Genomic DNA, 26,926 nt, shown 5'->3' on the forward strand with positions numbered 1-26,926 from the left:
GTCCCAGGCGCCGCGGTCTGCGGGGGCGGGGCGAAGGCCGGCGCCTGGGACTGGGCCGGTACGGCGGGCTGCTGGGGCGCGGCCTCGGACTCCTCCTCGGCGACCTCGCCGCCGAAGTTCTTCAGCAGCGCCTCCAGCCCGCCGTCGAAGCCCTGGCCGACCGCGGCGAACCGCCAGACGTCCTTCAGGTAGAGGTCGCCCACCATCACGGCCCGCTCGGTCGAGAACTCGCTGCCGTCGAACGGGTACCGGGCCACTTCCTCGCCGCCGGCGACGATCCGGAGGTAGCCGGGAGCGATCTGCGACATCTGGCCGTCGCCGTCGATCGTCGCCGTGAACGACAGCTTCTGGATCTGCGACGGAATCCGGTCGAGCGTGACCCGGAACGACTCCGTGTCACCCGACTGCGCGCCCAGGAGCTGGATGGAGTCCTCGGGGGACTTGGGCTGGTTGAAGAAGATGAAGTACCGGTCGTCCGAGAGCCGTTCGTCGGCGTCGAGGCCGAAGCAGCTGATGTCGAAGGTCAGTCCGGGGCCGGAGATCTGTACGCCTACGTACAGGTCCGTGCCCGCGGTCAGGTCACTGATCTTGGCCTTGTGGCCGCGTTGGAATTCCCTGGCCATGCGTAACGACCGTCCCCCATCCCGAATGCGAGTGCGTCGCGACAGGCTAACGGCAAACTCGGACACCGGCGGAGGTCGGTACAGATCCGGTACAAAAACCCGTTCGGGTCGTCGGTCACTCTCCGCTGACGCCCGGGAGGTGCGGCAACCGGTCCGCGGCGACCACGCCTTCGAGATAGCCCTTGGCCCGCTCGGTGCGCGGATAGGCCTCCAGCAACCGCCAGAAACGGGGCCCGTGTCCGGGCACGAGCAGATGCGCGAGCTCATGGAGCAGGACGTAGTCGACGACGTACTCCGGCATGCCCTGGAGCCGGTGCGAGAGCCGGATGCTGCCCTCGGACGGGGTGCACGAACCCCAGCGGGTGTTCTGGTTGGTGACCCAGCGGACCGAGGCGGGCCGCGCCCGGCCGTCGAAGTACTGGGCCGACAGCCGCCGCGCGCGCTCGGCGAGCTCGGTGTCGCCGAGGACCCGCTTGCTCTCCTGGGCGGCCAGCTTGGCGAGCATGACGGTCACCCAGCGCTGCTCCTCCGCCTCGGACATCCGGGCAGGGATGAGCACGACGGTGCGATCGCCCTCGCGGTACGCGGAGACCGTCCGGCGTCGACGGCTGCTCCTGCGCACCTCGATCGCGCTCGCCCCCGAGCCGCTCGGCGGCTGGCTCGTCGTGCTGCGCTGTGGCGTTCCGGCGCTGTGCAGTGGGTCGGCGGGCACGCCCCGACGTTACCCGCTGCACACGGGGGAAGTCCCGACTCCGGGACGGTTCGGTTTCGATCGCCCACCATGCGTCTGATTTGTACGACGAATGGTCCCCACCTGTGGACAACTTTCGGCACTCGTCCGCCGGGTCCGGGCATGCTGGCAGCGCCGCCTCGGCCGCGACCGCCGTCGCCCGGGCCACGGCGGCGGACGGGGACGTTCTACGAGGGCTACGGGGGCCTGTCATGCAAGCAGTGGTTCCGCTCGAGCACACCATGGTTCCGCGGATGAAGCCCGCTCTCCGGCGCGGCTGGCGCGACCTCAACACCGTGCAGTTCGGGATGACCCCGGCGCACGCGCTGACGCTGGGCCCGGTCGACACGGCGACGGGCAGCTTCCTCGACCTGCTCAACGGCACGCGCGGTCTCGCGCTGCTGCGGGAGGAGGGACGCCGGATGGATCTGCCCGACGGTCACGTCGACACCCTGGTGGGGCGGCTGGCGCGGGCCGGGCTCGTCGACGACGCGCGGGGCGGCGGTCCGGCCGCGGACGCGCTGCGGGAGAAGAAGGACGTCCTCGACCGGCTGGCGCCCGACCTGGCGTCCCTCTCGCTGACCACCTCGGAGCCTGGTGACGCGATGAGGCTCCTGGCGGCCCGCCGCTCACTGCGCGTGCAGGTCAGAGGTGCCGGCCGGGTGGGCGCGACGCTGGCCGCGCTGCTCTCGGGCGCCGGTGTCGGGGAGGTCGACGTGCGGGACGGCGGCCGGGTCGAACCGGGGGACGTCGCCCCGGGCGGGCTCCCCGCCGCTTCCATCGGTGACCGCAGGGACACCGCCGCACGCCGGGCGGCCTCCGCGGCGGCTCCGGGACGCCCGCCCCGACACGGTTCCCGGGCTACGCCGGCGGCGGATGTCCCCGGATTCTCCCTAGTCGTCCTCGCCCCGCGCGACGACGTCGACGTCCACGCGCCCGCCCCGGCCGCCGGTGAGCCCCTCGTCCGGTCCGGGACACCTCATCTCTACGCCGGTGTGGTCGAGGCGACGGGAGTCGTCGGCCCGCTCGTCCTGCCGGGCGAGACGGGCTGCGCGGGGTGCCTGCACGAGGCACGGACCGACCGTGACCAGGCCTGGCCCCGGCTGGTGGCCCAGTGGCGTTCGGGCAGCCGCCGACTTCCGGCCCGCCCCTGTGACCTGGCCCTGGCCACGACGGTCGCCGGGCTCGCGGCCGCGCACGCCCTCGCCTTCCTCGACGGCCGTGTCCCGTCGAGCGCGGGCGCCCGCTGGGAGGTCTCGCTGCCCGGTCTGACCTGGCACGCGCGGCCGGTCCCGCCGCATCCCGGATGTGCGTGCGGGGCAGCGGAGAAAGGTAAGGGAGAACACACCTCCAAGGAGGAGGCTCGGCACGAGACAATGGCGGAGCAACGGTCGTCGGAGGAGTTGTGCCGTAAGGCAACCGCGCCACGGCCGCCTGGGACCTGGAGGGCGCATGTCTGATCTTCCCCGGAAGGCGGTCACCCGGACCGCCAAGCTCGCCGCGCTCCCGCTCGGCTTCGCCGGGCGGGCCACCTGGGGACTCGGCAAGCGGATCGTGGGCGAGTCCGCGGAGATCGTCGGCCGTGAGCTGCAACAGCGCACCGCGGACCAGTTGTTCAAGGTGCTCGGGGAGCTCAAGGGCGGGGCCATGAAGTTCGGCCAGGCCCTGTCCGTCTTCGAGTCGGCGCTCCCCGAGGAGGTCGCGGGCCCCTACCGCGCCGCCCTGACCAAGCTCCAGGAGGCGGCGCCCCCGATGCCGACCCGCACCGTGCACGCGGTGCTCGAGGAGCGGCTGGGCGAGGACTGGCAGGAGCTGTTCGCCGAGTTCGACGACAAGCCCTCAGCGGCGGCGTCCATCGGCCAGGTGCACCGGGCCGTGTGGCACGACGGGCGCGAGGTGGCGGTCAAGGTCCAGTACCCGGGGGCCGGTGAGGCCCTGCTGTCCGACCTGAACCAACTGGGGCGCTTCGCCCGCCTGTTGGGGCCGCTGGTCCCCGGCATCGACATCAAGCCCCTCATCGCCGAGCTGCGCGACCGGGTCTCGGAGGAGCTCGACTACGGCCTGGAGGCGCAGGCCCAGCAGGCCCATGCCGAGGAGTTCGCGGACGATCCGGACGTCGTGGTGCCGGCCGTGGTTCACCAGAGCGACCAGGTCCTGATCACGGAGTGGATCGAGGGCGTCCCCCTGTCGGAGGTGATCTCGGACGGCACTCAGGAGCAGCGCGACCGTGCCGGGCAGCTCCTGGCCCGGTTCCTCTTCTCCGGCCCGGCCCGCACCGGACTGCTGCACGCCGACCCGCACCCGGGCAACTTCCGGCTCCTCCCGGGCGGTCCCGACGGCGAGGACGACTGGCGCCTTGGCGTTTTGGACTTCGGCACGGTCGACCGGCTCGCGGGCGGTCTGCCGGAGACCATCGGCACCTGCCTGCGCATGACGCTGGACGGTGAGGCGGAGGCGGTCTACGAACTGCTCTGCGTGGAGGGCTTCGTGAAGGAGTCCATAGAGCTGGACCCGGACGCGGTCCTCGACTACCTCCTGCCGATCATCGAACCGGCCGAGGTCGAGGAGTTCACCTTCACCCGGGGCTGGATGCGCAGCCAGGCCGCCCGGATCGCCGACCCCCGCTCCCCCGCCCACCAACTGGGCAAACAGCTCAATCTGCCCCCCGCGTACCTGCTGATCCACCGGGTCACCCTGAGCACCATCGGTGTCCTGTGCCAACTGGGCGCGACGGTCCGGCTGCGCGAGGAACTGGAGGAGTGGCTGCCGGGCTTCCTGCCGGAGGAGGAAGGGGACGAGCCGGAAGCGGCCGCGGAGGCGTGAGCCGGACCGGCCTACCACCAGGCCGAGTCGAGCCGCCCCTCGATGGCCCTGAGGTTCTCCCGGGCGCAGGCGTCGCAGAAGTACTGGCGGACGCCGTTCTCCACGGAGCAGGTCCAGGTGGGTTGTGAGCCCTCGGCCCGGGTGCCGCAGCGGGCGCACACGAGGGGCTCCGGCTCGTCGTCGCCGTCGTCTCCGGGAGGACTCGTCACCCGCCGACGATAACTCCGTCTCCGTGGTCCGGCGCGCACAACGCACCGCGGGGGCCGGTCCGTTCGGACGGACCGGCCCCCGCGGGGAACTACCGGGTACTGCTACCGGGTCGTGTTACTGCATGACGGCCATGGCGAGCGCACGGCGAGCACGCAGGGAGGCGCGCTCGGCCCGGCGCTGCATCCGGCGAGCGGTGACCAGGCGGAGCGCCCGGCGTTCCTGCTCGGCCTCGTGCAGCCGGTCGCGCATATGCGCGCGAGCCAGGGCTTCTGGGATGAGTTGCATCTCTCGGGTCCTGTTCTGACGCGAGTCGTTCGCGTCGGTGGTGGTGAAGTCTGGGATCGCGGAGCCGGCGGGCTCGCTGGTGGACGGCTTCATCGGGGCCTGCTTCGTGGGGTCGTTCGTGAGGGGGCGGTCGATCGTTCCTGCGGTGTTCATGCCGTGACCGGGTTCTTGCGCGGGCGACCACGCGGCCGCTTCCGGGCGACGACGACACCCTGGACGAACAGCTCTCCACCCCAGACGCCCCAGGGCTCACGCCGCTCCTTGGCGCCGGCGAGGCAGGCCTCCATCAGCGGGCAGGTGCGGCAGAGGGACTTGGCGTACTCGACGTCGGCCGGCGACTCGGCGAAGAAGACCTCCGGGTCGTAGGAACGGCAGGGGACGGGTACGCCGAGGTTCTCGATGGCGTCGTCGAGCGCGGTGAGCGCGGTGAGCGGGATCAAGGTGGAGTCCTCCGTGAGGCCGGGCGGGGGGATCGTTTCGGAAGGCGGTACGGACGGGGCGTGCGCTTCGAGTTGCACGGTTCGTCTTCCTCGTCTGTTCGGTCCGGCCCTGTGGGACCGGTGGTCGCTTGGTACCGGGTTCTTTTCTTGTCCCGAGGCCCCTTCGCTCCGCTCTCCCCGTTCGGGGAAAACAGAAGGGCCGCGGATCCCGGATGGGGTTCCGCGGCCCTGAAGGCGCCGGCCTGATCGGCGATCAGGCTGGATCACTCCAGGGTTCTGGCCCACGGAAGGCCCACATCTGGTGGTGCTGCGTCGTCTGCTTCCGGAATCCGGCACCGGCCGCCGCAAAGGCATAGGCGTGCGCCTGTGCCACTACTGCTTCCAGTGCCTTGGTCGGTCGCTCATTGCGCTCACGGACCGGAAGGACCGCGAGAGACACGGAGGACGCCGGACGGACGGCAGGAATGCCGGACAGACCGGTGCCCAGGTTCGAAACGCCGAGCATGCACGCGGAGACGACCGAGGGATCGGTCATTTTGGCGGTGCTGATGGCCTTGCGGCTGTTGATGCTGATCACTTCAATCGCCTCCTCTCGGCGTCTCTGGGGACGGCGGCGCGAGCCGCTGTCCGACGGAAATGCAAGTAGAACACGGAATCGGGGCCTCCGAGAAGGCCTCCGTCCCCGTGGCTAAGAACCTATGGGGATTGCTGGGGCATGCGCAAACTATTTTTTCGACGAGTTGGAATCAGTCGTCGTCCTCTTCTTCCGTGACCTCCTGGCCTGCGCAGATGGTCAGCACATCCGCTCCGTAGCGGTTGAGCTTGCGCCGGCCGACGCCCGGGATCCGCGCCAGCTCGTGCTCGTCGTCGGGCACGGCCTCGGCGATCGCCATCAGCGTCTTGTCCGTGAAGACGCAGAAGGCCGGCTGTCCGCTGCGCTGCGCCTGTACGGCACGCCACTCGCGCAGCCGCTCATAGAGCCCCTCGTCCATGTCGGAGGGACAGTCCTCGCAACGCATGAGCTTCAGCTCGCCCGCGTCGGTGAGCGTGCGCCCGCACACCCGGCAGCGCGCCGGGGTGCGCTGGGTACGTCTGGGAGCGACGCCGACAGCGGTGGTGAAGCCGCGCTCCACGCCTCCGGGACCGCCGCCCGCGGTGCGCCCCGCGGTGGCGGTGGAGCCGGGGCGCAGCCCGTCGAGGAAGCGGCTGGGGCGGCGGTTGGGCCTGCCGCCGGGCGAGCGGGAGAGCGACCAGGAGACGTGGAGGCGCTCGCGGGCGCGGGTGACGCCGACATAGAGGAGCCGGCGCTCCTCCTCGATCTGCTCGTCGGTCTTGGCGTAGGTGATCGGCATCATGCCCTCGGCGACCCCGACCAGGAAGACCGCGTCCCACTCCAGGCCCTTGGCCGAGTGCAGGGAGGCGAGGGTGACGCCCTCGACGGTCGGGGCGTGCTGGGCACCGGCCCGCTCGTCGAGTTCGGCCACCAGGTCGTTCAGGGTGACGCCGGGGCGGGCGGCGGCGAAGTCCTGCGCGAGGTTCACCAGGGCGGCCAGCGACTCCCAGCGCTCCCTGACAGCCCCGGAGCCGGCCGGCGGTTCCGTGGTCCAGCCCTCCCCCGACAGGACGGCACGCACCTGGGAGGGCAGGTCGACGGCGTCGTCCAGCTGTGCGTCGTTGCCGCCGAAGCGGGCCGCGCCCCGGAGGTTGACGATGGCCCTGCGCACCTCGGGCCGGTCGAAGAACCGCTCGGCGCCGCGGAGCTGGTAGGGCACCCCGGCGTCGGCGAGGGCCTGTTCGTAGGTCTCGGACTGGGAGTTGGTACGGAACAGGACGGCGATCTCGCTGGCCCGGACGCCCGTGTCCATGAGCTCCCGGATGCGGCGGGCGGCGCCCTCGGCCTCGGCGGGCTCGTCGGTGTACTCGGTGTAGACGGGCTCGGGGCCGGGCCGGCGCTGGGAGACCAGTTCCAGCCGGTGGTCGGCGGCGCGGCCGCGGGCCTGGGCGAGCAGGCCGTTGGCGAGATGGACGACCTGGGGGGTGGAGCGGTAGTCGCGGACCAGCTTGACGACGGTGGCCCCGGGGTGGCGGGTGCGGAAGTCGAGCAGGTGGTCGGGGGTTGCGCCGGTGAACGAGTAGATCGTCTGGCTGGCGTCGCCCACGACGCACAGGCTGTCGCGCTGCCCGAGCCACAGCTCCAGCAGACGCTGCTGGAGGGGGCTGACGTCCTGGTACTCGTCGACGACGAAGTGCTGGTACTGGGAACGGACCTGTTCGGCGATGTCGTGCCGGTCCTGGAGGATGGCGACGGTCAGCAGCAGGACGTCCTCGAAGTCGATGACGGCCCGGTCGCGCTTGAGGTCCTCGTAGGCGGCGTAGAGCTGGGCGATCTCGGCCGCGGCGCGCGGGGTCTCCCGGCCGGCCTTCGCGGCTGCGAGGGCGTAGTCGGACGGCACGGTCTGGGTGACCTTGGACCACTCGATCTCGCCGGTGACGTCCCGCAGCTCGCCCCGGTCGAGGCGGATGCGGCAGGCGGCGGCCGCGTCGGCGACGAGCTGGATCTTGCGGTCGACGAGCCGGGGCATGGAGCCACCGACTGCTTTCGGCCAGAAGTACTGGAGCTGCCGGAGGGCCGCCGAGTGGAAGGTCCGGGCCTGCACGCCCGTGGCGCCGAGCTGGCGCAGCCGTCCGCGCATCTCCCCGGCGGCGCGGTTGGTGAAGGTGACGGCGAGCACGCTGGAGGGCTGGAGGATCCCGGCCCGCACCCCGTAGGCGATGCGGTGGGTGATCGCCCGGGTCTTGCCGGTGCCGGCGCCCGCCAGCACGCACACCGGTCCGTGCAGGGCGGTGGCCACCTCGCGCTGCTCGGGGTCGAGCCCTTCGAGCACCGCGTCGGCCGAGTCCGGTGTGCGCGGGAAGAGCGTGGAGTGCGTTGCTGCTGTCACACCGCCATGCTGCCAGGTCGGCGGAGGCGGATGAGCCGGTTGTCCACAGGCAGGCAGCCGCAGTCGTACTAATGCGGCAGGCGTCACCCGGCCGGTACCCCGGTGCGGGAATGGCGGCCCGGTCGCATACGTTCCCCTACCGGACGAGCTCTTCCCCCGAGCCACCGAAGGAGCGCGCGAGACATGCAGGGCACTGTGACGATGTACAGCACCACCTGGTGCGGTTACTGCCAGCGGCTGAAGAAGCAGCTGGACCGCGAGGGCATCGCGTACACCGAGATCAACATCGAGCAGGACCCGGAGTCCGCGGCTTTCGTGGAGAAGGCGAACGGCGGGAACCAGACCGTGCCGACCGTGCTCTTCGCCGACGGTTCGACGCTGACGAACCCGTCGCTGGCGCAGGTGAAGCAGAAGATCAGCGCGTAAGCACAGCCAACGTCGAGGCGGTTCCCGAGCAGGAGCGGGAACCGCCTTTTCGTCTGCCGTCTTCTCAGACGAAGCTCCTGGTCGGCAGCGGCTTGCCGTACCAGAGCTCGATCAGGCGGGCCGCGATCGAGATGCCGTACGGCGGCAGGACCTCGCCGGACTCGAAGGCGGCCTGGAGGTCGTCGCGGGAGAACCAGCGGGCCTCGTGGATCTCGTCGCCGTCGACGTTGATCTCGGTGGAGGTGGCGCGGGCCATGAAACCGAGCATGAGGCTGGAGGGGAACGGCCAGGGCTGGCTGGCGACGTACTCGACCGGGCCGACGGTGATGCCGGCCTCCTCGAAGACCTCGCGCCGCACCGACTGCTCGATGGACTCACCCGGTTCGACGAAGCCGGCCAGGGTCGAGAAGCGGCCCTCGGGCCAGTGCACCTGGCGGCCGAGCAGGATGCGGTCCTGGTCGTCGGTGACGGCCATGATCACGGCGGGGTCGGTGCGCGGGTAGTGCTCGGCGCCGCAGGCGGGGCAGCGGCGGATGTGGCCGGCCGCGGCGATGACGGTGCGCTCGCCGCAGCGGGAGCAGAAGCGGTGGGTGCGCTGCCAGTTCTCCAGGCCGACCGCGTGCACCATCAGGCCCGCGTCGCGCGCGGACAGCAGCAGGCCGGCCTCGCGCAGCCCCGCGGGGCGCGCCGACTGGTCGATGCGGCCCGGCAGGGCGTCCTTCTGGAGGGCGAAGTAGCGGACGCCGTCCTCGTCGATGCCGAGGAAGTAGCGGTGCGCCTCGGTGAGCGGGGCCTCGAAGGACGGGGTCATGACGAGTTCGGTGCGGCCGTCCGCCGTCTCGTCTATGAGGACCTGACCGCCGGAGACCACGAAACAGCGGGTGGTGGGGTGGCTCCACGCCGCCGCGAGCCAGGCCTCGTCGAGCCGGTGGTGCGCGGCGCGGTCGATGCCGCTGGGGGCGGTGAGCGAGACGGGACGGTCGGCGGTGTGGTCGGTCCAGGTGGTCACGGGTGCTTCCAACTCCCCCGGGTGCAGCGGATTGTTTCGGCGGGCGGTTCGGCGGGACGTGCGGCGCGGGGCGGCCGGTCCGGCGGGGCTTCGCGCGGCGGCCCTTTCAGTGTGCCCCGCGCGCGTCGCCGGTCCGGGCGGCGCGGGGCGGTCAGGGCGCGTGGCTCCAGTGCTCGGCGAGATCACCCCACAGGTACGCGGCGGTCTCGACGCCCTTGAGCAGCAGATCGAGCTCGACCTTCTCGTTCGGCGCGTGCCAGCCGTCGGAGGGGACGGAGATACCGAGGAACAGCACCGGTGCGCCGAGGACCTCCTGGAGGTCGGCGGCGGGGCCGGAGCCGCCCTCGCGGGTGAAGCGGACCGGCTTCCCGAAGGCGCGGCCCATGGCCCGTACGACGGACTGCAGGGCCGGGTGGTCCAGCGGCGTCAGGCACGGGCGGGTGGCGGCGGCGAAGGCGATCTCGTGCCGGATCCCGGCGGGCACCTGTTCGGCCGCCCAGTCGCGGACGGCCTTCTCGATGTGGCCGGGGTCCTGGCCGGCGACCAGCCGGAAGGAGAGCTTGACCATGGCGGAGGACGGGACGATCGTCTTGCTGCCGGGGCCCTGGTAGCCGCCGCCGATGCCGTTGACCTCCGCGGTGGGGCGGGCCCAGACGCGTTCCAGGGTGGTGTGTCCGGCCTCGCCGTGGGTGGCGTGCGACTTGGCGGTGCGCAGCCACTGCTCCTCGTCGAAGGGCAGCTCGGCGAAGAGCTCGCGCTCACGGTCGGTCAGCTCCACGATGCCGTCGTAGAAGCCGGGGACCGCCACGCGCGCGTGCTCGTCGTGCAGGGCGGCGACGAGGCGGGCGGCCGCCGTGGCCGGGTTGGGCACTGCTCCGCCGAACGAGCCGGAGTGGATGTCCTGGTCGGGTCCGTACAGCCGGATCTCGCACTCGGCGAGGCCGCGCATGCCGGTGCACACGGTGGGGGTGTCCTCGGACCACATCCCGGTGTCGGAGACGATCACGGCGTCGGCGGTGAGCCGCCGCGCGTGCTTCTCGACCAGCGCGCGGAAGTGCGGGGAGCCGGACTCCTCCTCGCCCTCGACGAGCAGCTTCAGGTGCACCGCCGGGGCGGTGCGGCCGGTGGCGGCGAGGTGGGCGCGGACGCCGAGGGTGTGGAAGAAGACCTGGCCCTTGTCGTCGGCGGCCCCGCGCGCGTAGAGGCGGTCGCCGCGGACGACGGGCTCGAAGGGGTCGCTGTCCCAGCCGTCCTCGCGGGCGGCGGGCTGGACGTCGTGGTGGCCGTAGACGAGGACCGTGGGCGCCGCGGGGTCGTCGGCGGGCCACTCGGCGAAGACGGCGGGCGCGCCCGGGGTCTCCCAGACCTCGGCCGTGGGGAAGCCGGTCTCGGTGAGCTTGGCGGCGAGCCAGTGGGCGCTGCGGCGTACATCGGGTGCGTGGTCGGGCTGGGCCGAGACGGACGGGATGCGCAGCCAGGCGGCGAGGTCGTCGAGGAAGGCGGCGCGGTGCTGCTCGATGTACGTACGGACAGCGCTGTCCGCCGGGGTCTGGCTCATGGTCATGAGCCTATCGGCCCGCACCGACATCCTCGTTGGGCGGTTCCTCACAGTTTGCTTGCGCGGAGCCGTCGGCTCGCCCTCCCGGTCCCTGGGTCAACAGCCGCTCCAGGGCGGCCCGGTCCGGCAGGTTCCTGGGCCGCACGACCTCTCCGGTGCGGACGTACAGGAACGCCGCCGTGACCGATTCCACAGGCACGCCCTGCCGCTCGGCCCAGGCCAGCCGGTACACGGCGAGCTGCAGGGGGTCGGCGGTGCGGGTGCGGCCGGTCTTCCAGTCGACGATCTCGTACGTCGTGGTGTCCCCTTCGCTCTCCCGGTACACGGCGTCGATACGGCCCCGGACCACGCGGCCGGCGATGGCGAGCTGGAAGGGCGTCTCCAGGCGGTAGGGGGTGCGGTGGGCGTACTCGGTGCGTTCGAAGGCCTCCTTGAGGGCTTCGAGGTCGCGTTCGTCGGCGATCTCGGCGTCGCCGCCGGGCAGGTCGTCCGGCTCCAGCATGGGCAGGGTCAGGGCTTCGAAGCGGGCCTCGACCCAGGCGTGGAAGCGGGTGCCCTGACGTGCGGCGGGTTGCGGGGGGCGCGGCATGGGGCGCGCGAGCTCCTGCGCGAGCCCGTCGGGGTCGGCGGCCAGGCGGAGCACCTGGGTCGCGGTGAGCGACGCGGGCAGGGGCACGTCGGTGACGGCTTCCCGCGCGCGCAGGAGTTCGCCGGTGAGGGCGTCTAGGTCGCGGTCCCAGGAGGCGATGGCGCGGGCTTCCTCGGGGGTAAAGGGTTCCCGCTCAGCCGGGTGGGGTCGGGCCTGCGGGGTGGCCGCTTGCGGGGCCGTGGCCTGGTGCGGGACGGCCGGGCGGGCCGGGGTGAAGGTGTCCCAGTCCTCGGCGATGTCCTCCCCGGCGATCTCGTCCTCGTAGAGGGGCTCCTCGGGATACGGCAGCTCCTCGGCGTACGGCGGCTCCTCGGGGTACGGCGGCTCGTCGTCCGGCGGTGGGGGCCAGTCCGGGTCGTCGTGGCTGTCCGGGTCGTGTACGGCCGCGGGGTGGGTGTCCGTGTGGGCGGCCAGGGCCTCCAGGTGGTCCAGGACCGTCTGGGCGGCGGCCCGGCGGCGGGCGAGGGCCCTGTCGTCCAGGGGCAGGGGCCAGACCTGGTCCTCGGTCCGGCTGTGCAGGGCGGGGTTCTCCTCGTCCTCGGCGGGCTCGTCGGCCCACGCCTCGATCTCGCCGTGACCGGCCGTGCAGTGGTCGTGCAGGGCCTGGAGGAAGTCGGACGGCCCCCGCGGCTTCTTCTGGCTGGGCCCCCACCAGTGGCCGGAGCCGAGCAGGAGGGAGCGGGGCCGGGTGAAGGTGACGTAGCCGAGGCGGAGTTCCTCGGTGTGCTGGTGGTCCTTCATGGCCTCGTGGAAGGCCTTCATACCGCGCGCGTCCCAGGAGTCGACGTCGGGGAGGGTGTCGCTGTCGCCGCGCAGCGCGTGCGGCAGCACCTTGCCCTGGGCGGTCCACTTCTCGCGTCCCTGGCTGCTCGGGAACGTGCCGGTGACCAGGCCGGGGACGGCGACGACGTCCCACTCCAGGCCCTTGGACTTGTGCGCGGTGAGCACCTTGACGGTGTTCTCGCCGCCGGGCAGCGCGTTGTCGAGGCCCTTCTCGTACTGGGCGGCGGTGCGCAGGAAGCCGAGGAAGGCGAGGAGGGTCGCCTCGTTGTCCCCGGCCGCGAAGGAGGCGGCGATGTCGAGGAAGTTGGACAGGGTCTCGCGGCGGCGGGCGGCCAGTGCGTGCGGGGACGCCGACAGTTCGACCTCCAGGCCGGTGACGGCGAGGACGCGGTGCAGGACGTCCATCAGGGGGTCGGCGAGCGAGCGGCGCAGATCGCGCAGTTCGGCGGCCAGGCGCGCGAACCGCACGCGCGCGTCCGGTGAGAAGGGCAGGTCGTCGTCGTCCTCGTCGTCGCTGTAGAGGGGCGTCTCCAGGAAGGTCTCCAGGGCGTCGGCGAGCGATATCACCTCGGCCGGGTCGACCCCCTCGACGGCCTCGGCGAGCCTGCGGTCGGGGTCGTCCCCGGCGTTCACGCGCGCGTGGGACACCAGACGCCGGGCGCGGCGGCCGAGGAGGGCGAGGTCGCGGGGGCCGATGCGCCAGCGGGGGCCGGTCAGCAGGCGGACCAGGGCGGCGTTGGCGCCGGGGTCCTGGAGGACCTCGCAGACGGCGACCAGGTCGGCGACCTCGGGCAGGTGCAGCAGGCCGGAGAGGCCGACCACCTCCACGGGCACGTCCCGCTCGACGAGGGCGCCCTGGATCTCGGCGAAGTCAGTCGCCGTGCGGCACAGGACGGCGATCTCGCCGGGCGCCTTCCCGGTCCGTACGAGATGGGCGATGGAGTCGGCGAGCCAGTCCATCTCCTCGGCGTGGGTGGGCAGCAGGGCGCAGCGCACCATGCCGTCGCGTTCGGCGCCGGGGGCCGGGCGGAGGGCCTCCACGCCCGCGTGCATGGCGCGCAGGGGTTCGGCGAGGCCGTTGGCGAGGTCGAGGAGGCGGCCGCCGCTGCGGCGGTTCTCGCTGAGGGACTGGCGGGTCGCGGGGCGGCCGTCGGGGTGGGCGAAGTGCTCGGGGAAGTCGTCGAGGTTGGCGACGGAGGCTCCCCGCCAGCCGTAGATGGCCTGGCAGGGGTCGCCGACGGCGGTGACCGGGTGACCGGTGCCCCCGCCGAACAGCCCCGCCAGCAGGACGCGCTGGGCGACCGAGGTGTCCTGGTACTCGTCGAGCAGCACCACCCGGAACTCGTCCCGCAGGACGCGGCCCACCTCGGGGATGCCCGCGAGGCGTGCGGACAGGGCGATCTGGTCGCCGAAGTCGAGCAGGTCGCGTTCGCGTTTGGCGGCGCGGTAGCGGACGACCAGGTCGGCGAGTTCCCGGCGGGCGGCGGCCGCCTCGGGGACCTTGCGCAGGGCGTCGTTGGTGAGCTTGGCGCCCTGGAGGGTCAGCAGCAGCTCGGCGTCGTGGGCGCGCACCTGCTCGGGGCGGACCAGGTGCTCGGCGAGTTCGGCGTCGAGGGTGAGCAGGTCGCTGACCAGGTCGGCGAAGGAGCGGGTCAGGGCCGGGTAGGGGCCGGGGGCCTCGCGCAGCACTCGCGCGGCGAGCTGGAAGCGGGTGGCGTCGGCGAGGAGGCGGGAGGTCGGTTCGAGGCCGATGCGCAGGCCGTGGTCGGTCAGCAGGCGGCCCGCGAACGCGTGGTAGGTGGAGATCACGGGTTCGCCCGGCGGGTTGTCCGGGTCGATGGCGTCGGGGTCGGTGACGCCCGCCTTGACGAGCGCCTTGCGGACGCGTTCGGCCAGTTCACCCGCAGCCTTGTTGGTGAAGGTGAGGCCGAGGACCTGTTCGGGGGCGACCTGTCCGGTGCCGACCAGCCAGACCACGCGGGCCGCCATCACCGTCGTCTTGCCCGAACCGGCACCGGCGACGATCACCTGCGGGGCGGGCGGCGCGGTGATGCAGGCCGTCTGCTCGGGGGTGAACGGGATGCCGAGGAGCTCCTTGAGCTGATCGGGATCGGTGATACGGGCGGGCATGTCGCAGAGGCTAGCGGCGTGCACTGACAGCGGAGGACGAATCGCCCTCCGGTCCGGAAGATGCGCAGGTCAGCACACGTGGTGCGACTGATCACACAGGCATGCTCAGCTCACTCCACGACATGCCGTCCCTCCGGCCGGACGCTGCACGAGGCCCGGAACGCGCAGTGGGCGCAGTGCTGGCCGGCGGTCGGCGTGAACCGTTCGTCGAGGACCTTGCCGGCCGCCGTGGCGAGCAGGTCACCGACCCACTCCCCCTCCAGCGGCTCCTGCGCCTGGACCTTGGGCAGGGTCTCGCCACCGTCCCGCTTGGGGGCGCCCTGCCGCAGTTGGACGAGTTCGGCGCCGCCCGGCTCGGGCCGTACGCCGTCGAAGGCCTCGTCGACGGCGCCCTCGCGGACGGCGAGCTGGTAGACGGCGAGCTGGGGGTGGCGTTCCACGTCGGCGGAGCTCACGGGCTGCTTGCCGGTCTTGAAGTCGACGACGTACGCGCGTCCCTCGCCGTCGGCCTCGACGCGGTCCATCTGGCCGCGGATGCGCACCTCGACGTCGCCCGCCTCCAGGGTGACGTCGAAGTCGTGCTCGCTGGCCACCGGTGTGCGGCCGGTGCGGTCCATGACGTGCCACTTCAGGAAGCGTTCGAGCGCCACGCGCGCGTTCTCCTTCTCCTGCGCCGACTTCCAGGGCGCGTCGAAGGCGAGCGCGTTCCACACGGAGTCGAGGCGCTCCATGAGGACGTCGAGATCGGCCGGGGTGTGCCCGGAGGCGACCTCGTCGGCGAGGACGTGGACGACGTTGCCGAAGCCCTGGGCGACCGTGGCGGGCGCGTCGGCCTTCACCTCACGGCCCAGGAACCATTGCAGGGCACAGGTGTTGGCGAGCTGGTCGAGGGCGCTGCCGGAGAGCACGACGGGCTGGTCGCGGTTGCGCAGCGGCACCTTGGACTCGGTCGGCTCGAACATGCCCCACCAGCGGTAGGGGTGGGCCGAGGGGACGAGCGGGCGGCCGTCCTCGTCGGCGAGTGCGGCGAGCCGGGCCAGCCGGCGGGCGGCGGCCTCCCTCAGGGTGTCGGAGACACGCGGGTCGACGACGGTGGCGCGGAGCTCGGCGACCAGGGCGGCGACCGACAGGGGGCGGCGCGGGCGGCCGGTCACGTCCTTGGGTTCGACGCCGAGTTCGGTCAGGAAGCGGGAAGGCTGGTCGCCGTCGTCGGCGGGAGCCTTCACCGCGGTGACGACGAGTCGCTCACGCGCGCGCGTGGCGGCCACGTAGAACAGACGGCGCTCCTCGGCGAGCAGGGCGCCTGGGGTGAGCGGTTCGGCGAGTCCGTCGCGGCCGATGCGGTCGGCCTCCAGGAGGGAGCCGCGGCGGCGCAGGTCGGGCCACAGGCCTTCCTGGACGCCGGCGACGACGACCAGCCGCCATTCCAGGCCCTTGGAGCGGTGCGCGGTCATCAGACGCACGGCGTCGGGGCGTACGGCACGCCGGGTGAGGGTGTCGGCGGCGATGTCCTCGGCGTCGATCTCCTCCAGGAAGTTCAGGGCGCCGCGGCCTCCGGTGCGCTCCTCCGCGCGCGCGGCGGTCGCGAACAGCGCGCACACGGCGTCGAGATCCCGGTCCGCGTTGCGCCCCGCGGCCCCGCCACGCCGGGCGGCCCGCTCCAGGCGGCCGGGCCACGGCGTGCCCTCCCACAGGTCCCACAGCGCCTCCTCGGCGCTGCCGCCGTTCGCGAGGCGCTGACGGGCCTTGCCGAGCAGCGCTCCGAGCCGCTGGGCTCCGCGCGCGTACGCGGGGTCGTGCACGGTCAGCCGTTCCGGCTCGGCGAGGGCCCGCGCGAGCAGTACGTCGGAGGGCGGCGGCAGGGCGTTACCCGCGGCCCGCTCCTCGTCCCGCAGTGCCCGCCCGAGGCGGCGCAGGTCGGCGGCGTCCATACCGGCGAGGGGGGAGGCCAGGAGGGTGAGAGCGGTCTCGGTGTCGAGCCAGGATGTCTCCACGGACGGTGCCTCGGAGGCTTCCTCCGTGTCCGACGGCGGCTCTTCGGGAGCGGCCTCGTCGGCAGGGGCGGCCTCGTCGTCCGGCAGCCGCTCCTCGGAAGCGGCGCCCTCCTCAGGCCGTACCTCTGGCGGCCCCGCGCCCTCAGCCGGTACGGCACTCCCCGCCGCCTCCGCCGTCGCGACCGCCCGCAGGGCCGTCAGCAGCGGCGCCACCGCCGGTTCGTGGCGCAGGGGCAGGTCGTCGCCGTCGATGTCGAGGGGTACGCCGGCCGCGGTGAGCGCGCGGCGGACCGTCGGGATCGTGCGCGAGCCCGCGCGGACCAGGACGGCCATCTCGCCCCACGGAACGCCGTCCTCCAGATGCGCCCTGCGCAGGATGTCCGCGATGTTGTCGAGCTCTGTCCCGGGGGTCGGGTAGGTGAAGACCTCGACGCGCCCGCCCTCGCGGACCGGGGCGAGCTCGCGGTGGGCGCGGACCTTCTCCGCCGGCAGCCGGGTAAGGGGCATGCGCTGGGTCACCAGGCGGGTCGCGGCCAGCAGGTCGGCGCCGGAGCGGCGGGAGGTGCGCAGGACCTCGACGGGCGCCGGCCGGCCGTCCGCGCGCGGGAAGGCGTACGGGAAGTCGAGGATGCCGTTCACGTCCGCGCCCCGGAAGGCGTAGATCGACTGGTCGGGGTCGCCGAAGGCGACAAGGGTGCGGCCGCCGCCGGCCAGCGCGTGCAGCAGCCGTACCTGGGCCGGGTCGGTGTCCTGGTACTCGTCGACGAACACGGCGTCGTACTGGGCGGCGAGTCGCTCGGCGACCTCGGGGCGGCGGGCGAGGAGCACCGCGCGGTGGACGAGTTCGGCGTAGTCGAGGACGCCCTGGAGGTCGAGGACGTCGAGGTACTCGGCGAGGAAGGCGGCCGCGGCCCGCCAGTCGGGGCGGCCGATACGGCGGGCGAAGGCGTCCAGGGCGCCGGGGCCGAGCCCCAGTTCGCGGCTGCGGGCGAGGACCGCGCGGACCTCGTCGGCGAAGCCGCGGGTGGTCAGGCAGGCGCGCAGTTCGTCCGGCCAGCGCACGTGCGCGAGGCCGAGCCGTTCCAGGTCGGGCTGGCCCGCGAGCAGTTCGCGCACGGTGACGTCCTGCTCGGGTCCGGACAGCAGGCGCAGCGGCTCCACGAACAGGTCGCTGTCCTGGTGGGCGCGGACCAGGGCGTAGCAGAACGAGTGGAAGGTCGTCGCCTGCGGGGCGCGTGCCGCTCCTATGCGCAGCGCCATGCGGTCGCGCAGTTCGACGGCCGCCTTGCGGCTGAACGTCAGCACGAGCACGCGCGCGGGGTCCCCTCCACGGGCGATACGCGACGCCACCGACTCGACGAGCGTGGTCGTCTTCCCGGTGCCCGGACCTGCGAGAACGAGCAAAGGACCGCTCCCGTGCTCAACCACGGCGCGCTGTGCGGCGTCCAGACGAGGGGGATCCACGCGAACCGGTGGGGTACGCACCAGTCGATAAGCGCCACGGGTCCCCTGTCGCACCTGGGAGTGCGACAGACGCCTGGTGGAGGAAGAGGAGCTCACGTGGTTCGCCGGTCCTGGTGGGTGTGCTGTTGGGCGGCCCGCCGCGCGTGGAGGGCGGTGGACGGGGGGTGAGGGGGACGCGTGCAGCAGACGCTACGCCGACGCCGAGTGCGGAAGCAGGGCTTCCGCTTCATCCCGGGCGTCCCGTACGGCCCACGAGACGCTCGCGACCCGTACGCCCCTCACCCCTCGAACGTACGGCATGCCACAGACGTGCCGTGTTTCCCCCGTACGGGCCTCAAGGTGCTCCCGGGCCCGCGGGATGGCGGAAGCTGTCAGGTGTGACCCTCCGCCCGATCGCCGCCGTCCCAGCGGGCCCGTCTCATGTCGAGGCGCGGCAGATGGCCCTCGGCGGCCCTGCTCGCCTCCTTCAGGGGCGTGCCCTCGGCGCGGTACCGGTCGAGCGCCCGCAGTTCGTGCCCCGGGAGCAGGACGCCGTCCGCGCGCACCACCCGCCACCACGGCACGCCCCCGCCGTACAGCGCCATGACCCGGCCGACCTGGCGGGGTCCGCCCTCCTCCAGCCACTCGGCGACGTCGCCGTACGTCATGACGCGCCCGGGCGGGATGCGTTCGGCGACGTCGAGGACCCGCTCGGCGTACTCCGGCAGCGCGTCCGCGTACTCCGGGTGGGCGTCCTGAGGAAGGCTCTGCTCGCTCATCCGCCCCATCCTGCACCACCCCACCGACAATGTGACGGGCCCGCGACCGTGCGTATCCCTCGCCCGGGGACGGCGCTTCCGGCAGACTGTGCGCCCCCGCATGTGCACCCTGACACCCCCGTGTGTCGGTGGGGCATGCCACCATCGTGCGGGCGGTGACTGGTGATACGAGATCAAGAAGAGACGATGAAGCCACAGGGTGTGCACCCGGAGGACGCCGAGAGCACCTCTGACGCTTCGTCGCGCCCCGACACCGCCGACGCCGAAGAGGTGCACGCCGACGCGGTCGAGAGCGACGAACCGCTCCTCCCCGCGCGCGTGCACCGGCCCTCCGACCTGATGCGGCTGCTGGTCGGCGTGCTGGCCGTCGTGGTGCTGCTCGCGATCGCCGCGTTCGCGCACGGCACCACCTCCGGACTCGAACAGGACATCAACAAGGGCACCGGACAGGCGCCCGACCTGCTCATCAAGATCGCCGGTCTCGCCTCCAGCATCGCGATCCTCCTGGTTCCGGTCGCGTTCGCGATCGAGCGGCTGATCAAGCGCGACGGACTGCGGATCGCCGACGGTGTGCTCGCCGCGGTCCTCGCCCACGGTGTGACGCTCGCCACCGACCTGTGGGTGGCCAAGGCCGCCCCGGACTCGATCCAGGAGGCGCTCACCCAGCCCTCCCCCGGTGACATCCACGCCCTCACCGACCCGGTGCACGGCTATCTGGCGCCCGTCATCGCCTATATGACGGCCGTCGGCATGTCCCGCAGGCCGCGCTGGCGGGCGGTGCTGTGGATCGTGCTGATGCTCGACGCGTTCTCGATGCTCGTCACCGGCTACACCACCCCCTTCTCGATCATCCTGACGGTGCTGATCGGCTGGACGGTCGCCTACGGCACGCTCTACGCCGTCGGCTCGCCCAATGTCCGGCCCACCGGTCAGACGCTGATCGCGGGCCTCAGGACCGTCGGCTTCCGCCCGGTCAGCGCGGCCCGCGAGGATGCCTCGGAGAGCGCCGAGAACGGCGACCGCGGCCGGCGCTACTTCGTCACCCTGGAGGACGGCCCACCGCTGGACGTGACGGTGGTCGACCGGGAGCAGCAGGCGCAGGGCTTCTTCTACCGCGTGTACCGCAACCTCACCCTGCGCGGCTTCGCCACCCGCAGCAGCCTCCAGTCGCTCAGGCAGGCCCTGGAGCAGGAGGCGCTGCTCGCCTACGCGGCGATCGCCGCCGGCGCCAACGCGCCCAAGCTGATCGCCACCTCCGAACTCGGCCCCGACGCCGTGATGCTCGTCTACGAGCACACCGGCGGGCGCACGCTCGAATCGCTGCACGAGGACGAGATCACCGACGAACTGCTGCGCAACACCTGGCGTCAGGTGCAGGCGTTGCAGTCGCGGCGCATCGCGCACCGCAGGCTCGCTGGTGACGCGATCTTGGTGGATCGTTCCGGCGCGGTGATCCTCACCGATCTGCGCGGCGGCGAGATCGCGGCCAGCACCCTGCTGCTGCGCATGGACGTCGCCCAGCTCGTCACCACTCTGGGACTGCTCGCGGGCGCGGAACGCGCGGTGGCCTCGGCAGTCGGCGTCCTCGGCCCCGACGCCGTGGCCGACTGCCTGCCGATGCTCCAGCCCATCGCACTGACGCGCTCCACGCGCGCGACGCTGCGCAGACTGGCCCGGGAGCGGGCCCAGCGCGAGCGCGAGGCCGTCCTGGAGGCGTCCCAGCAGGCCAAGCAGGCCCGTCTGGAGGACGCGCCGGAGGAAGCCAGGCCCGTCCTCGAGAAGCCCGACAAGAAGACCGTCAAGGCGGAGGCCCGGGCGGAGAAGCGGGCCATCGACGAGGCCATCGAAGAGGCGCGCGAGGAGGATCTGCTGACGCAGATCCGCCACCAGGTGCTGCTGATCAGGCCGCAGGCGCCGGTCGAGCCGGCCCGTCTGGAGCGGGTGAAGCCGCGCACGCTGATCAGCTTCATCGCGGGTGCCATCGGCGCGTACTTCCTGCTGACGCAGCTCACCCACATCGAGTTCGGGCCCCTCGTCGCCAACGCCGAGTGGGGCTGGGTCGCCGCGGCCGTGCTGTTCTCGGCGTGCAGCTACTTCGCCGCCGCCATGTCGCTGCTGGGCTTCGTGCCCGAGCGGGTGGGGTTCATGCGGACGGTCGCGGCCCAGGTCGCCGGTTCCTTCGTGAAGATCGTCGCACCCGCTGCGGTCGGCGGTGTGGCGCTCAACACACGCTTCCTGCAACGCCAGGGCGTGCGGCCGGGGCTCGCGGTGGCGAGCGTCGGCGCCTCGCAGTTGTTCGGGCTCGGCTGCCACATCCTGATGCTGCTGTCCTTCGGCTACCTGACCGGTACCGAGAAGACGCCGTCGCTGTCGCCGTCGAGGACCGTCATCGCCGGTCTGCTGACGGTGGCCGTGCTGGTGCTCGTGGTCACCTCGGTGCCGTTCCTCAGGAAGTTCGTCGTCACGCGCGTGAGGTCGCTGTTCGCGGGTGTCGTGCCGCGCATGCTGGACGTGCTCCAGCGGCCGCAGAAGCTGATCACCGGCATCGGCGGCATGCTGCTGCTGACGGCCTGCTTCGTGATGTGCCTGGACGCGTCCATCCGCGCCTTCGGCAACGAGGGCACCTCGCTCAGCATCGCCAGCGTGGCCGTCGTCTTCCTCGCCGGCAACGCGCTCGGTTCGGCGGCCCCGACACCGGGTGGTGTGGGCGCCGTGGAGGCCACCCTGACGGTCGGTCTGATCGCCGTGGGGCTCCCCAAGGAGGTCGCCGCGCCGGCCGTTCTGCTGTTCCGGCTGCTGACCCTGTGGTTGCCCGTGCTGCCGGGCTGGCTGGCCTTCAACCAGTTGTCACGCAAGGGCGCCCTGTAGTCCGTCCCGCCCCGGCCGGAGCAGGTACCTCTTACGCCTCGTGCTCCGCGCGTCCCCACGCGCGCGAGCGCAGGATGGGGTCATGCCGAACCCCCCTCGCCTGCGCGTCGCCGCCGTGACCGCCACCGCCCTTCTGCTCGCCTCGGCGCTGGCGGGGTGCGGCGACGATTCCGAGCCCGAGGACCTGTCGGCCCAGAAGCTGGACTGGAAGGACTGCCCCGCCCCCTCAAGGGCCGAGGGCGGCGGTGACGCCCCCTCGCCACTGCCGGGCGGCGAGGAATGGCAGTGCGCCACCCTCAAGGCCCCGCTCGACTGGGCCGAGCCCAAGGGCGACACCATCGGCCTCGCGCTGATCCGGGCCAGGGCCAGTGGCGCCGAGGACAAGCGGATCGGCTCGCTGGTCTTCAACTTCGGCGGTCCCGGCGGTTCGGGCGTGACCACGCTGCCCGCCTTCGGCTCCGACTACACGAAACTGCGCACCCGCTATGACCTGGTGAGCTTCGACCCCCGCGGGGTCGGCCGCAGTGCCCCGGTGGAGTGCCTGAACGACCTCCAGCTCGACGTGTACTTCGAGCAGGACGCCACCCCGGACGACGCGGCCGAACGCACCGCGCTGCTGGACAACACCAAGGAGTTCAACGCGGCCTGCGAGGAGAACTCCGAGAAGATGCTGCCGCACGTGCGCACCACGGACGCCGCCCGCGACATGGACCTGATGCGTCAGGTCCTCGGCGACGACAAGCTGTACTACTTCGGCATCTCGTACGGCACCGAACTCGGCGGCGTCTACGCCCACCTGTTCCCGAAGCGCGTAGGGCGCGCGGTGTTCGACGCGGTCGTCGACCCTACGCAGAGCAGCGAGCAGGGTTCGCTCGGACAGGCCAAGGGCTTCCAGCTCGCGCTCGACAACTTCGCCGAGGACTGCACCTCGCAGCCCACGGACTGCCCCGTCGGCGACACCGCGCAGGACGTCCAGAAGCGCATCGCGAAACTCCTGGCCGACCTCGACCGGAACCCGATCCCCGGCATCGGGCAGCGGCCGCTGACCCAGACCGCCGCGACCAACGGCATCGCGCAGGCCCTGTACTCGAAGGACTTCTGGGAGTACCTGACCGAGGGCCTTGAACAGGCGTACGACGGTGACGGCAGGGTGCTGATGCTGCTGTCCGACTCGATGAACGGGCGCAGCGAGAGCGGTGAGTACAGCAACATCGCCGCGGCCAACATCTCCGTCAACTGCGCCGACGACAAGCCCCGTTACACCGCCGCCCAGGTCGAGCGGCGACTGCCCGAGTTCCGTGCCGCCTCTCCGCTGTTCGGTGACTTCATGGCCTGGTCGATGGTGACCTGCACCGACTGGGCCGTGGCGGGGGCCGCCGACCATCCCGACGTGAGCGCCCCCGGCTCGGCGCCGATCCTGGTCGTGGGCAACACCGGGGACCCGGCGACGCCGTACGAGGGCGCCCGGAGGATGGCGGAGGCGCTCGGCGCGGGCGTCGGCATCGAGATGACGTACAAGGGGCAGGGACACGGGGCGTACGAGAGCAAGAACGCCTGCGTCCAGGACGCGGTGAACGGCTATCTCCTCACCGGGAGGGTACCGGCGGCCGGGACGGTCTGCTCGTAGCGCACAGCCGACCCGGACTCCTGCGAAAGTTGCAGGTCAGAGGGTTATCCACAGGGTCGGACGGGGGATTCGTGATCGGCCTACCATGGCCGGACCGACGTTCGTGGACCGACGCGGACGGCTTGGGAGGGGGACGGGAATGGGGCGTTTCGTACGGTGGGCGGCTGTGGCCGCCGCGGGCGCGCTGCTGGCGGCCGGCTGCGGCGGCGGTTCGGCCGACGGCGGTGGGGACGAGGAGCGGTCGGGCGGCGCGCGGCCGACGACGACCGGCGCGAAGGCGCTGCCCGCCGCCCTGACCTCGCAGAGACTCGACTGGGACGGATGCAGGGCCACCGCGAACGCCTCCGCGCCCGGCAGGGACTGGCAGTGCGCGACGTTGAAGGCGCCGCTGGACTGGTCGAAGCCCGGCGGCGAGACGACCGACCTCGCGCTGATCCGCTCCCGGGCCCGCGGCGGCGACCGAATCGGCTCGCTCCTGTTCAACTTCGGGGGCCCGGGGGCGTCGGGCGTAGCCGGAATGCCCGGGTACGCCGCCACCGTGTCGCTGCTGCGCGAGCGGTACGACCTGGTGAGCTGGGACCCGCGCGGGGTCGGTGCCAGTGAGGGCGTCCGGTGCCGCAGCGACAAGGAGACGCAGGCGGCCGAGGCGGTGGACGCCACGCCGGACACCCCGGCCGAGGAACGGGCGTACCTGCGGGACGCCGCCGACTTCGCGAGGGGCTGTGAGAAGGACGCGGGCGAACTGCTGGCCCACGTCTCGACCACCGACACCGCGCGGGACATGGACCTGATGCGTCAGGTCCTCGGCGACGACGAACTGCACTACTTCGGCATCTCGTACGGCACCGAACTCGGCGGCGTCTACGCCCACCTGTTCCCGGAGCACGTGGGGCGGCTGGTGCTCGACGCGGTCGTCGACCCCGGCGCGGACATGGTGGACCACCGCAAGAACCAGGCCCGGGGCTTCCAGCGCGCCCTCGACAACTACCTCGCGTCCACCGGCCAGGACCCCGAGCGGGGCACCCGCAGGATCGCCGACCTGCTGGACCGCATCGACACGCATCCGCTGGAGACCTACTCCGGCCGGAAGCTGACTCAGGTGCTCGCCTTCACCGGCATCGTCCTGCCCCTGTACCGGGAGGACAGCTGGCCCTCCCTGACCAGCGCTCTCGACACGGCCGAGCGGGGGGACGGCTCCGAACTGCTCGCGCTCGCCGACGGCTACAACGAACGTGACTCCTCGGGGCACTACGGCCTGCTTCCGCAGGCGCAACGGGTCATATCGTGCTTGGACGACAAGCAGCGGCCCACCCTCGCGGAGGCGAAGCGACTGCTGCCGGAGTTCGAGCGGATCTCTCCCGTGTTCGGCCCGTTCCTCGGCTGGGACGCGGCCGGCTGGTGCCACGACTGGCCGGTGCCCGGGCAGTACGAGACCCCGGAGGTGAGCGCGCCCGGTGCGGCACCGGTTCTGGTGATCGGCAACACGGGCGATCCGGCCACGCCCTACGAGGGGGCCCGCAGGATGGCCGACGAGCTGGGCAAGGGGGTCGGCGTGGAGCTCACCTGGAAGGGCGAGGGACACGGGGCGTACGGGAACGGGAGCGACTGCGTGGACGCCACGGTGGACGCGTACCTGCTGAAGGGCACGGTGCCGAAGGACGGCAAGGTCTGCGCCCGGTAAGGGAAAGGGACCCGGCACGCGTGGTGCCGAGCCCCTCCCGTCCAGGTGTGGGCCTAGTAGACCGGCTTCTCGGGCTCGATCTGGTTGACCCAGCCGATCACACCGCCGCCGACGTGCACGGCGTCGGCGAAGCCCGCGGACTTCAGGACCGCGAGGACTTCCGCACTGCGGACACCCGTCTTGCAGTGCAGGACGATCTTCTTGTCCTGCGGCAGGCTCTCCAGGGCGGTGCCCATGAGGAACTCGTTCTTGGGGATCAGCTTGGCGCCCGGGATGGAGACGATCTCGTACTCGTTGATCTCCCGGACGTCGATGATCTCGATGTTCTCGCCGTCGTCGATCCACTCCTTGAGCTGCTTGGGAGTGATCGTCGAGCCGGCGGCTGCCTCCTGGGCCTCCTCGGAGACGACGCCGCAGAAGGCCTCGTAGTCGATGAGCTCGGTGACGGTCGGGTTCTCGCCGCAGACCGCGCAGTTGGGGTCCTTGCGGACCTTGACCTGGCGGTACTGCATCTCCAGGGCGTCGTAGATCATCAGGCGGCCGACGAGGGGCTCGCCGGTGCCGGTGAGGACCTTGATGGCCTCGGTGACCTGGATGGAGCCGATAGACGCACACAGCACGCCCAGGACGCCGCCCTCGGCGCAGGAGGGGACCATGCCCGGCGGCGGGGGCTCCGGGTAGAGGCAGCGGTAGCAGGGACCGTGCTCGGACCAGAAGACGGAGGCCTGGCCGTCGAAGCGGTAGATCGAGCCCCAGACGTACGGCTTGTTCAGCAGCACGCACGCGTCGTTGACCAGGTAGCGGGTCGCGAAGTTGTCGGTGCCGTCGACGATCAGGTCGTACTGGCTGAAGATGTCCATCACGTTGTCGGCCTCGAGCCGCTCCTCGTGAAGGATCACGTTCACGTACGGGTTGATGCCGAGGACGGAGTCGCGCGCGGACTCGGCCTTGGAGCGGCCGATGTCGGCCTGGCTGTGGATGATCTGGCGCTGCAGGTTCGACTCGTCGACCTCGTCGAACTCCACGATGCCGAGCGTGCCGACGCCCGCCGCGGCCAGGTACATCAGCGCCGGCGAGCCCAGGCCGCCGGCGCCCACACAGAGCACCTTGGCGTTCTTCAGCCGCTTCTGCCCGTCCATCCCGACGTCGGGGATGATCAGGTGGCGGGAGTACCTGCGGACCTCGTCTACGGTGAGCTCGGCAGCGGGCTCGACCAGGGGTGGCAGCGACACGGGGACTCCGTTGGTCGGTCAATCACTACGGTTGTTCTCCCCGTAACACTGCCATGGCCTTTTTCATTCCGAGACACCCGTTCCAATCCGCGAGACGATTTCGTCCCAGTAGCCGGGCATGGTCTCCCAGGGGTCGACTCTGCCGCCGCGGTCCGTGCGGTCGGTGAACCAGATCGTGGCGGCGCCCTGCCAGCGGGCTATCCGCAGGGCTTCCTCCAGATGCGGACCGGGCACCCCGTGGACGAGGTGGCAGAAGCGGTCGGCCGGGTAGTCGGCGGTCCACTCCGCCACCTGCGACCAGCGGTAGTCGCTCCAGGAGCCCGAGAAGGTGACCAACTGGTCGGCGGTCTCGGCGTAACCGGGGTGGGGATGGGTGCCGTGGCCAAGAACGATGTGGGCATCGTCACGGACCGCGCGGAGCGTGCTGACGGTGCGGCGGACCTCGGGGAGCGCGGCGCGGTCGGTCGGGCAGCGGCCCAGGAGGAAGCCGTCGACCTGGTACCAGTCGAGGTAGCGCTGGGCTCCGGAGACCGTCTCGCCGTGGGTGCGCGTCCCGTGGAGGGTGTCCAGGCGGCCGAGGACGCGGACGCCCGCGTTGCGCAGCCGGCCGGCGGCTTCGAGGCAGTGCGGGTCGGGGCGGGTGCCGGGGCCGTCGGCGACGTCGAGGACGGCCCAGTGCAGAGGGGTGCCGGGG

Annotated in this window: 20 protein-coding genes; 6 read left to right on the top strand and 14 right to left on the bottom strand. The window is 72.1% G+C overall.

What is annotated here, in order from left to right; all coding sequences use genetic code 11:
* Together AOJ26_RS31130 and AOJ26_RS31135 are read right to left on the bottom strand one after the other, a co-directional pair.
* Positions 1–623, bottom strand: a 623-nt coding sequence (locus tag AOJ26_RS31130) for a TerD family protein (RefSeq protein WP_199828888.1), incomplete at its 3' end; no start/stop codon positions are given.
* Between the two features lie 115 nt (positions 624–738).
* Positions 739–1,335 (bottom strand): M48 family metallopeptidase, encoded by a 597-nt coding sequence (locus AOJ26_RS31135; protein ID WP_078960096.1) that lies wholly within the window; start codon positions 1,333–1,335, stop codon positions 739–741.
* Between the two features lie 260 nt (positions 1,336–1,595).
* Between AOJ26_RS31135 and AOJ26_RS31140 the strand changes: the two genes are divergently transcribed.
* Positions 1,596–2,813, top strand: coding sequence for a TOMM precursor leader peptide-binding protein (locus tag AOJ26_RS31140; protein ID WP_053851726.1), 1,218 nt, complete (start codon positions 1,596–1,598; stop codon positions 2,811–2,813).
* Complete coding sequence (locus AOJ26_RS31145; protein ID WP_053851711.1) at positions 2,806–4,176, top strand: ABC1 kinase family protein; 1,371 nt, start codon at positions 2,806–2,808, stop codon at positions 4,174–4,176. Before AOJ26_RS31140 ends, AOJ26_RS31145 begins: the two co-directional genes overlap by 8 nt.
* Positions 4,177–4,187: 11 nt before the next feature.
* Here AOJ26_RS31145 and AOJ26_RS31150 read toward each other — a convergent pair whose 3' ends face one another.
* The 5 genes from AOJ26_RS31150 to AOJ26_RS31165 all read right to left on the bottom strand — a co-directional run bounded on the left by AOJ26_RS31150 (position 4,188) and on the right by AOJ26_RS31165 (position 8,053).
* Positions 4,188–4,385, bottom strand: a complete 198-nt coding sequence (locus tag AOJ26_RS31150; protein WP_053851712.1) for a hypothetical protein — start codon at positions 4,383–4,385, stop codon at positions 4,188–4,190.
* A 115-nt stretch (positions 4,386–4,500) separates the two neighbouring features.
* Positions 4,501–4,824, bottom strand: coding sequence for a hypothetical protein (locus tag AOJ26_RS31155; protein WP_053851713.1), 324 nt, complete (start codon positions 4,822–4,824; stop codon positions 4,501–4,503).
* On the bottom strand, positions 4,821–5,189 hold the full coding sequence (locus AOJ26_RS31160; protein ID WP_020119791.1) for a WhiB family transcriptional regulator: 369 nt from the start codon (positions 5,187–5,189) through the stop codon (positions 4,821–4,823). The genes AOJ26_RS31155 and AOJ26_RS31160 overlap by 4 nt, the downstream gene beginning before the upstream one ends.
* Before the next feature lie 175 nt (positions 5,190–5,364).
* Complete coding sequence (locus AOJ26_RS42315; protein ID WP_373413216.1) at positions 5,365–5,646, bottom strand: hypothetical protein; 282 nt, start codon at positions 5,644–5,646, stop codon at positions 5,365–5,367.
* Positions 5,647–5,857: 211 nt separating this feature from the next.
* Complete coding sequence (locus AOJ26_RS31165) at positions 5,858–8,053, bottom strand: ATP-dependent DNA helicase UvrD2 (protein ID WP_179200397.1); 2,196 nt, start codon at positions 8,051–8,053, stop codon at positions 5,858–5,860.
* A gap of 183 nt (positions 8,054–8,236) precedes the next feature.
* On the opposite strand from AOJ26_RS31165, the gene AOJ26_RS31170 reads away from it, so the two are divergent.
* The gene (locus AOJ26_RS31170) at positions 8,237–8,479 is read left to right on the top strand and encodes a mycoredoxin (RefSeq protein ID WP_053851715.1); all 243 of its coding nucleotides are present in this window, start codon (positions 8,237–8,239) and stop codon (positions 8,477–8,479) included.
* 64 nt (positions 8,480–8,543) lie between these two features.
* Here AOJ26_RS31170 and nudC read toward each other — a convergent pair whose 3' ends face one another.
* From nudC to AOJ26_RS31195, 5 genes are all read right to left on the bottom strand, one after another.
* On the bottom strand, positions 8,544–9,488 hold the full coding sequence (gene nudC, locus AOJ26_RS31175; protein WP_053851716.1) for an NAD(+) diphosphatase: 945 nt from the start codon (positions 9,486–9,488) through the stop codon (positions 8,544–8,546).
* A 151-nt stretch (positions 9,489–9,639) separates the two neighbouring features.
* On the bottom strand, positions 9,640–11,046 hold the full coding sequence (locus AOJ26_RS31180) for a dipeptidase (protein WP_078960099.1): 1,407 nt from the start codon (positions 11,044–11,046) through the stop codon (positions 9,640–9,642).
* 10 nt (positions 11,047–11,056) lie between these two features.
* Entirely contained in the window at positions 11,057–14,608 is a 3,552-nt protein-coding gene (locus AOJ26_RS31185; RefSeq protein ID WP_053851718.1) for an ATP-dependent DNA helicase, read from the bottom strand.
* A 110-nt stretch (positions 14,609–14,718) separates the two neighbouring features.
* On the bottom strand, positions 14,719–18,162 hold the full coding sequence (locus tag AOJ26_RS31190) for an ATP-dependent helicase (RefSeq protein ID WP_078960098.1): 3,444 nt from the start codon (positions 18,160–18,162) through the stop codon (positions 14,719–14,721).
* Between the two features lie 275 nt (positions 18,163–18,437).
* The gene (locus AOJ26_RS31195; RefSeq protein WP_053851720.1) at positions 18,438–18,824 is read right to left on the bottom strand and encodes an MGMT family protein; all 387 of its coding nucleotides are present in this window, start codon (positions 18,822–18,824) and stop codon (positions 18,438–18,440) included.
* A gap of 186 nt (positions 18,825–19,010) precedes the next feature.
* Between AOJ26_RS31195 and AOJ26_RS31200 the strand changes: the two genes are divergently transcribed.
* From AOJ26_RS31200 to AOJ26_RS31210, 3 genes are all read left to right on the top strand, one after another.
* Positions 19,011–21,692, top strand: coding sequence for a lysylphosphatidylglycerol synthase domain-containing protein (locus tag AOJ26_RS31200; protein WP_053851721.1), 2,682 nt, complete (start codon positions 19,011–19,013; stop codon positions 21,690–21,692).
* 82 nt (positions 21,693–21,774) lie between these two features.
* Positions 21,775–23,319, top strand: a complete 1,545-nt coding sequence (locus tag AOJ26_RS31205; protein ID WP_053851722.1) for an alpha/beta hydrolase — start codon at positions 21,775–21,777, stop codon at positions 23,317–23,319.
* 139 nt (positions 23,320–23,458) lie between these two features.
* Positions 23,459–25,000 carry an alpha/beta hydrolase gene (locus AOJ26_RS31210; RefSeq protein ID WP_053851723.1) on the top strand — a complete coding sequence of 514 codons (1,542 nt, stop codon included), beginning with the start codon at positions 23,459–23,461 and terminating at the stop codon, positions 24,998–25,000.
* Between the two features lie 53 nt (positions 25,001–25,053).
* Here AOJ26_RS31210 and moeZ read toward each other — a convergent pair whose 3' ends face one another.
* The gene (gene moeZ / locus AOJ26_RS31215; RefSeq protein WP_053851724.1) at positions 25,054–26,232 is read right to left on the bottom strand and encodes an adenylyltransferase/sulfurtransferase MoeZ; all 1,179 of its coding nucleotides are present in this window, start codon (positions 26,230–26,232) and stop codon (positions 25,054–25,056) included.
* Positions 26,233–26,295: 63 nt separating this feature from the next.
* Positions 26,296–26,926 (bottom strand): spherulation-specific family 4 protein (locus AOJ26_RS31220; RefSeq protein WP_053851725.1); only part of this gene is annotated, 631 nt, incomplete at its 5' end.

It is taken from the genome of Streptomyces sp. NRRL B-24085 (assembly GCF_001282115.1).
Lineage (GTDB): Bacteria > Actinomycetota > Actinomycetes > Streptomycetales > Streptomycetaceae > Streptomyces.

Bases quoted from the DNA above. Each gene is read 5' to 3' on its own strand.
- AOJ26_RS31140 (WP_053851726.1), top strand. From the start codon at position 1,596: ATGGTTCCGCGGATGAAGCCCGCTCTCCGGCGCGGCTGGCGCGACCTC.
- AOJ26_RS31145 (WP_053851711.1), top strand. From the start codon at position 2,806: ATGTCTGATCTTCCCCGGAAGGCGGTCACCCGGACCGCCAAGCTCGCC.
- AOJ26_RS31155 (WP_053851713.1), bottom strand. From the start codon at position 4,824: ATGAACACCGCAGGAACGATCGACCGCCCCCTCACGAACGACCCCACG.
- AOJ26_RS42315 (WP_373413216.1), bottom strand. From the start codon at position 5,646: ATGACCGATCCCTCGGTCGTCTCCGCGTGCATGCTCGGCGTTTCGAAC.
- AOJ26_RS31170 (WP_053851715.1), top strand. From the start codon at position 8,237: ATGCAGGGCACTGTGACGATGTACAGCACCACCTGGTGCGGTTACTGC.
- AOJ26_RS31180 (WP_078960099.1), bottom strand. From the start codon at position 11,046: ATGAGCCAGACCCCGGCGGACAGCGCTGTCCGTACGTACATCGAGCAG.
- AOJ26_RS31185 (WP_053851718.1), bottom strand. From the start codon at position 14,608: ATGCCCGCCCGTATCACCGATCCCGATCAGCTCAAGGAGCTCCTCGGC.
- AOJ26_RS31195 (WP_053851720.1), bottom strand. From the start codon at position 18,824: ATGAGCGAGCAGAGCCTTCCTCAGGACGCCCACCCGGAGTACGCGGAC.
- AOJ26_RS31200 (WP_053851721.1), top strand. From the start codon at position 19,011: ATGAAGCCACAGGGTGTGCACCCGGAGGACGCCGAGAGCACCTCTGAC.
- AOJ26_RS31205 (WP_053851722.1), top strand. From the start codon at position 21,775: ATGCCGAACCCCCCTCGCCTGCGCGTCGCCGCCGTGACCGCCACCGCC.
- AOJ26_RS31210 (WP_053851723.1), top strand. From the start codon at position 23,459: ATGGGGCGTTTCGTACGGTGGGCGGCTGTGGCCGCCGCGGGCGCGCTG.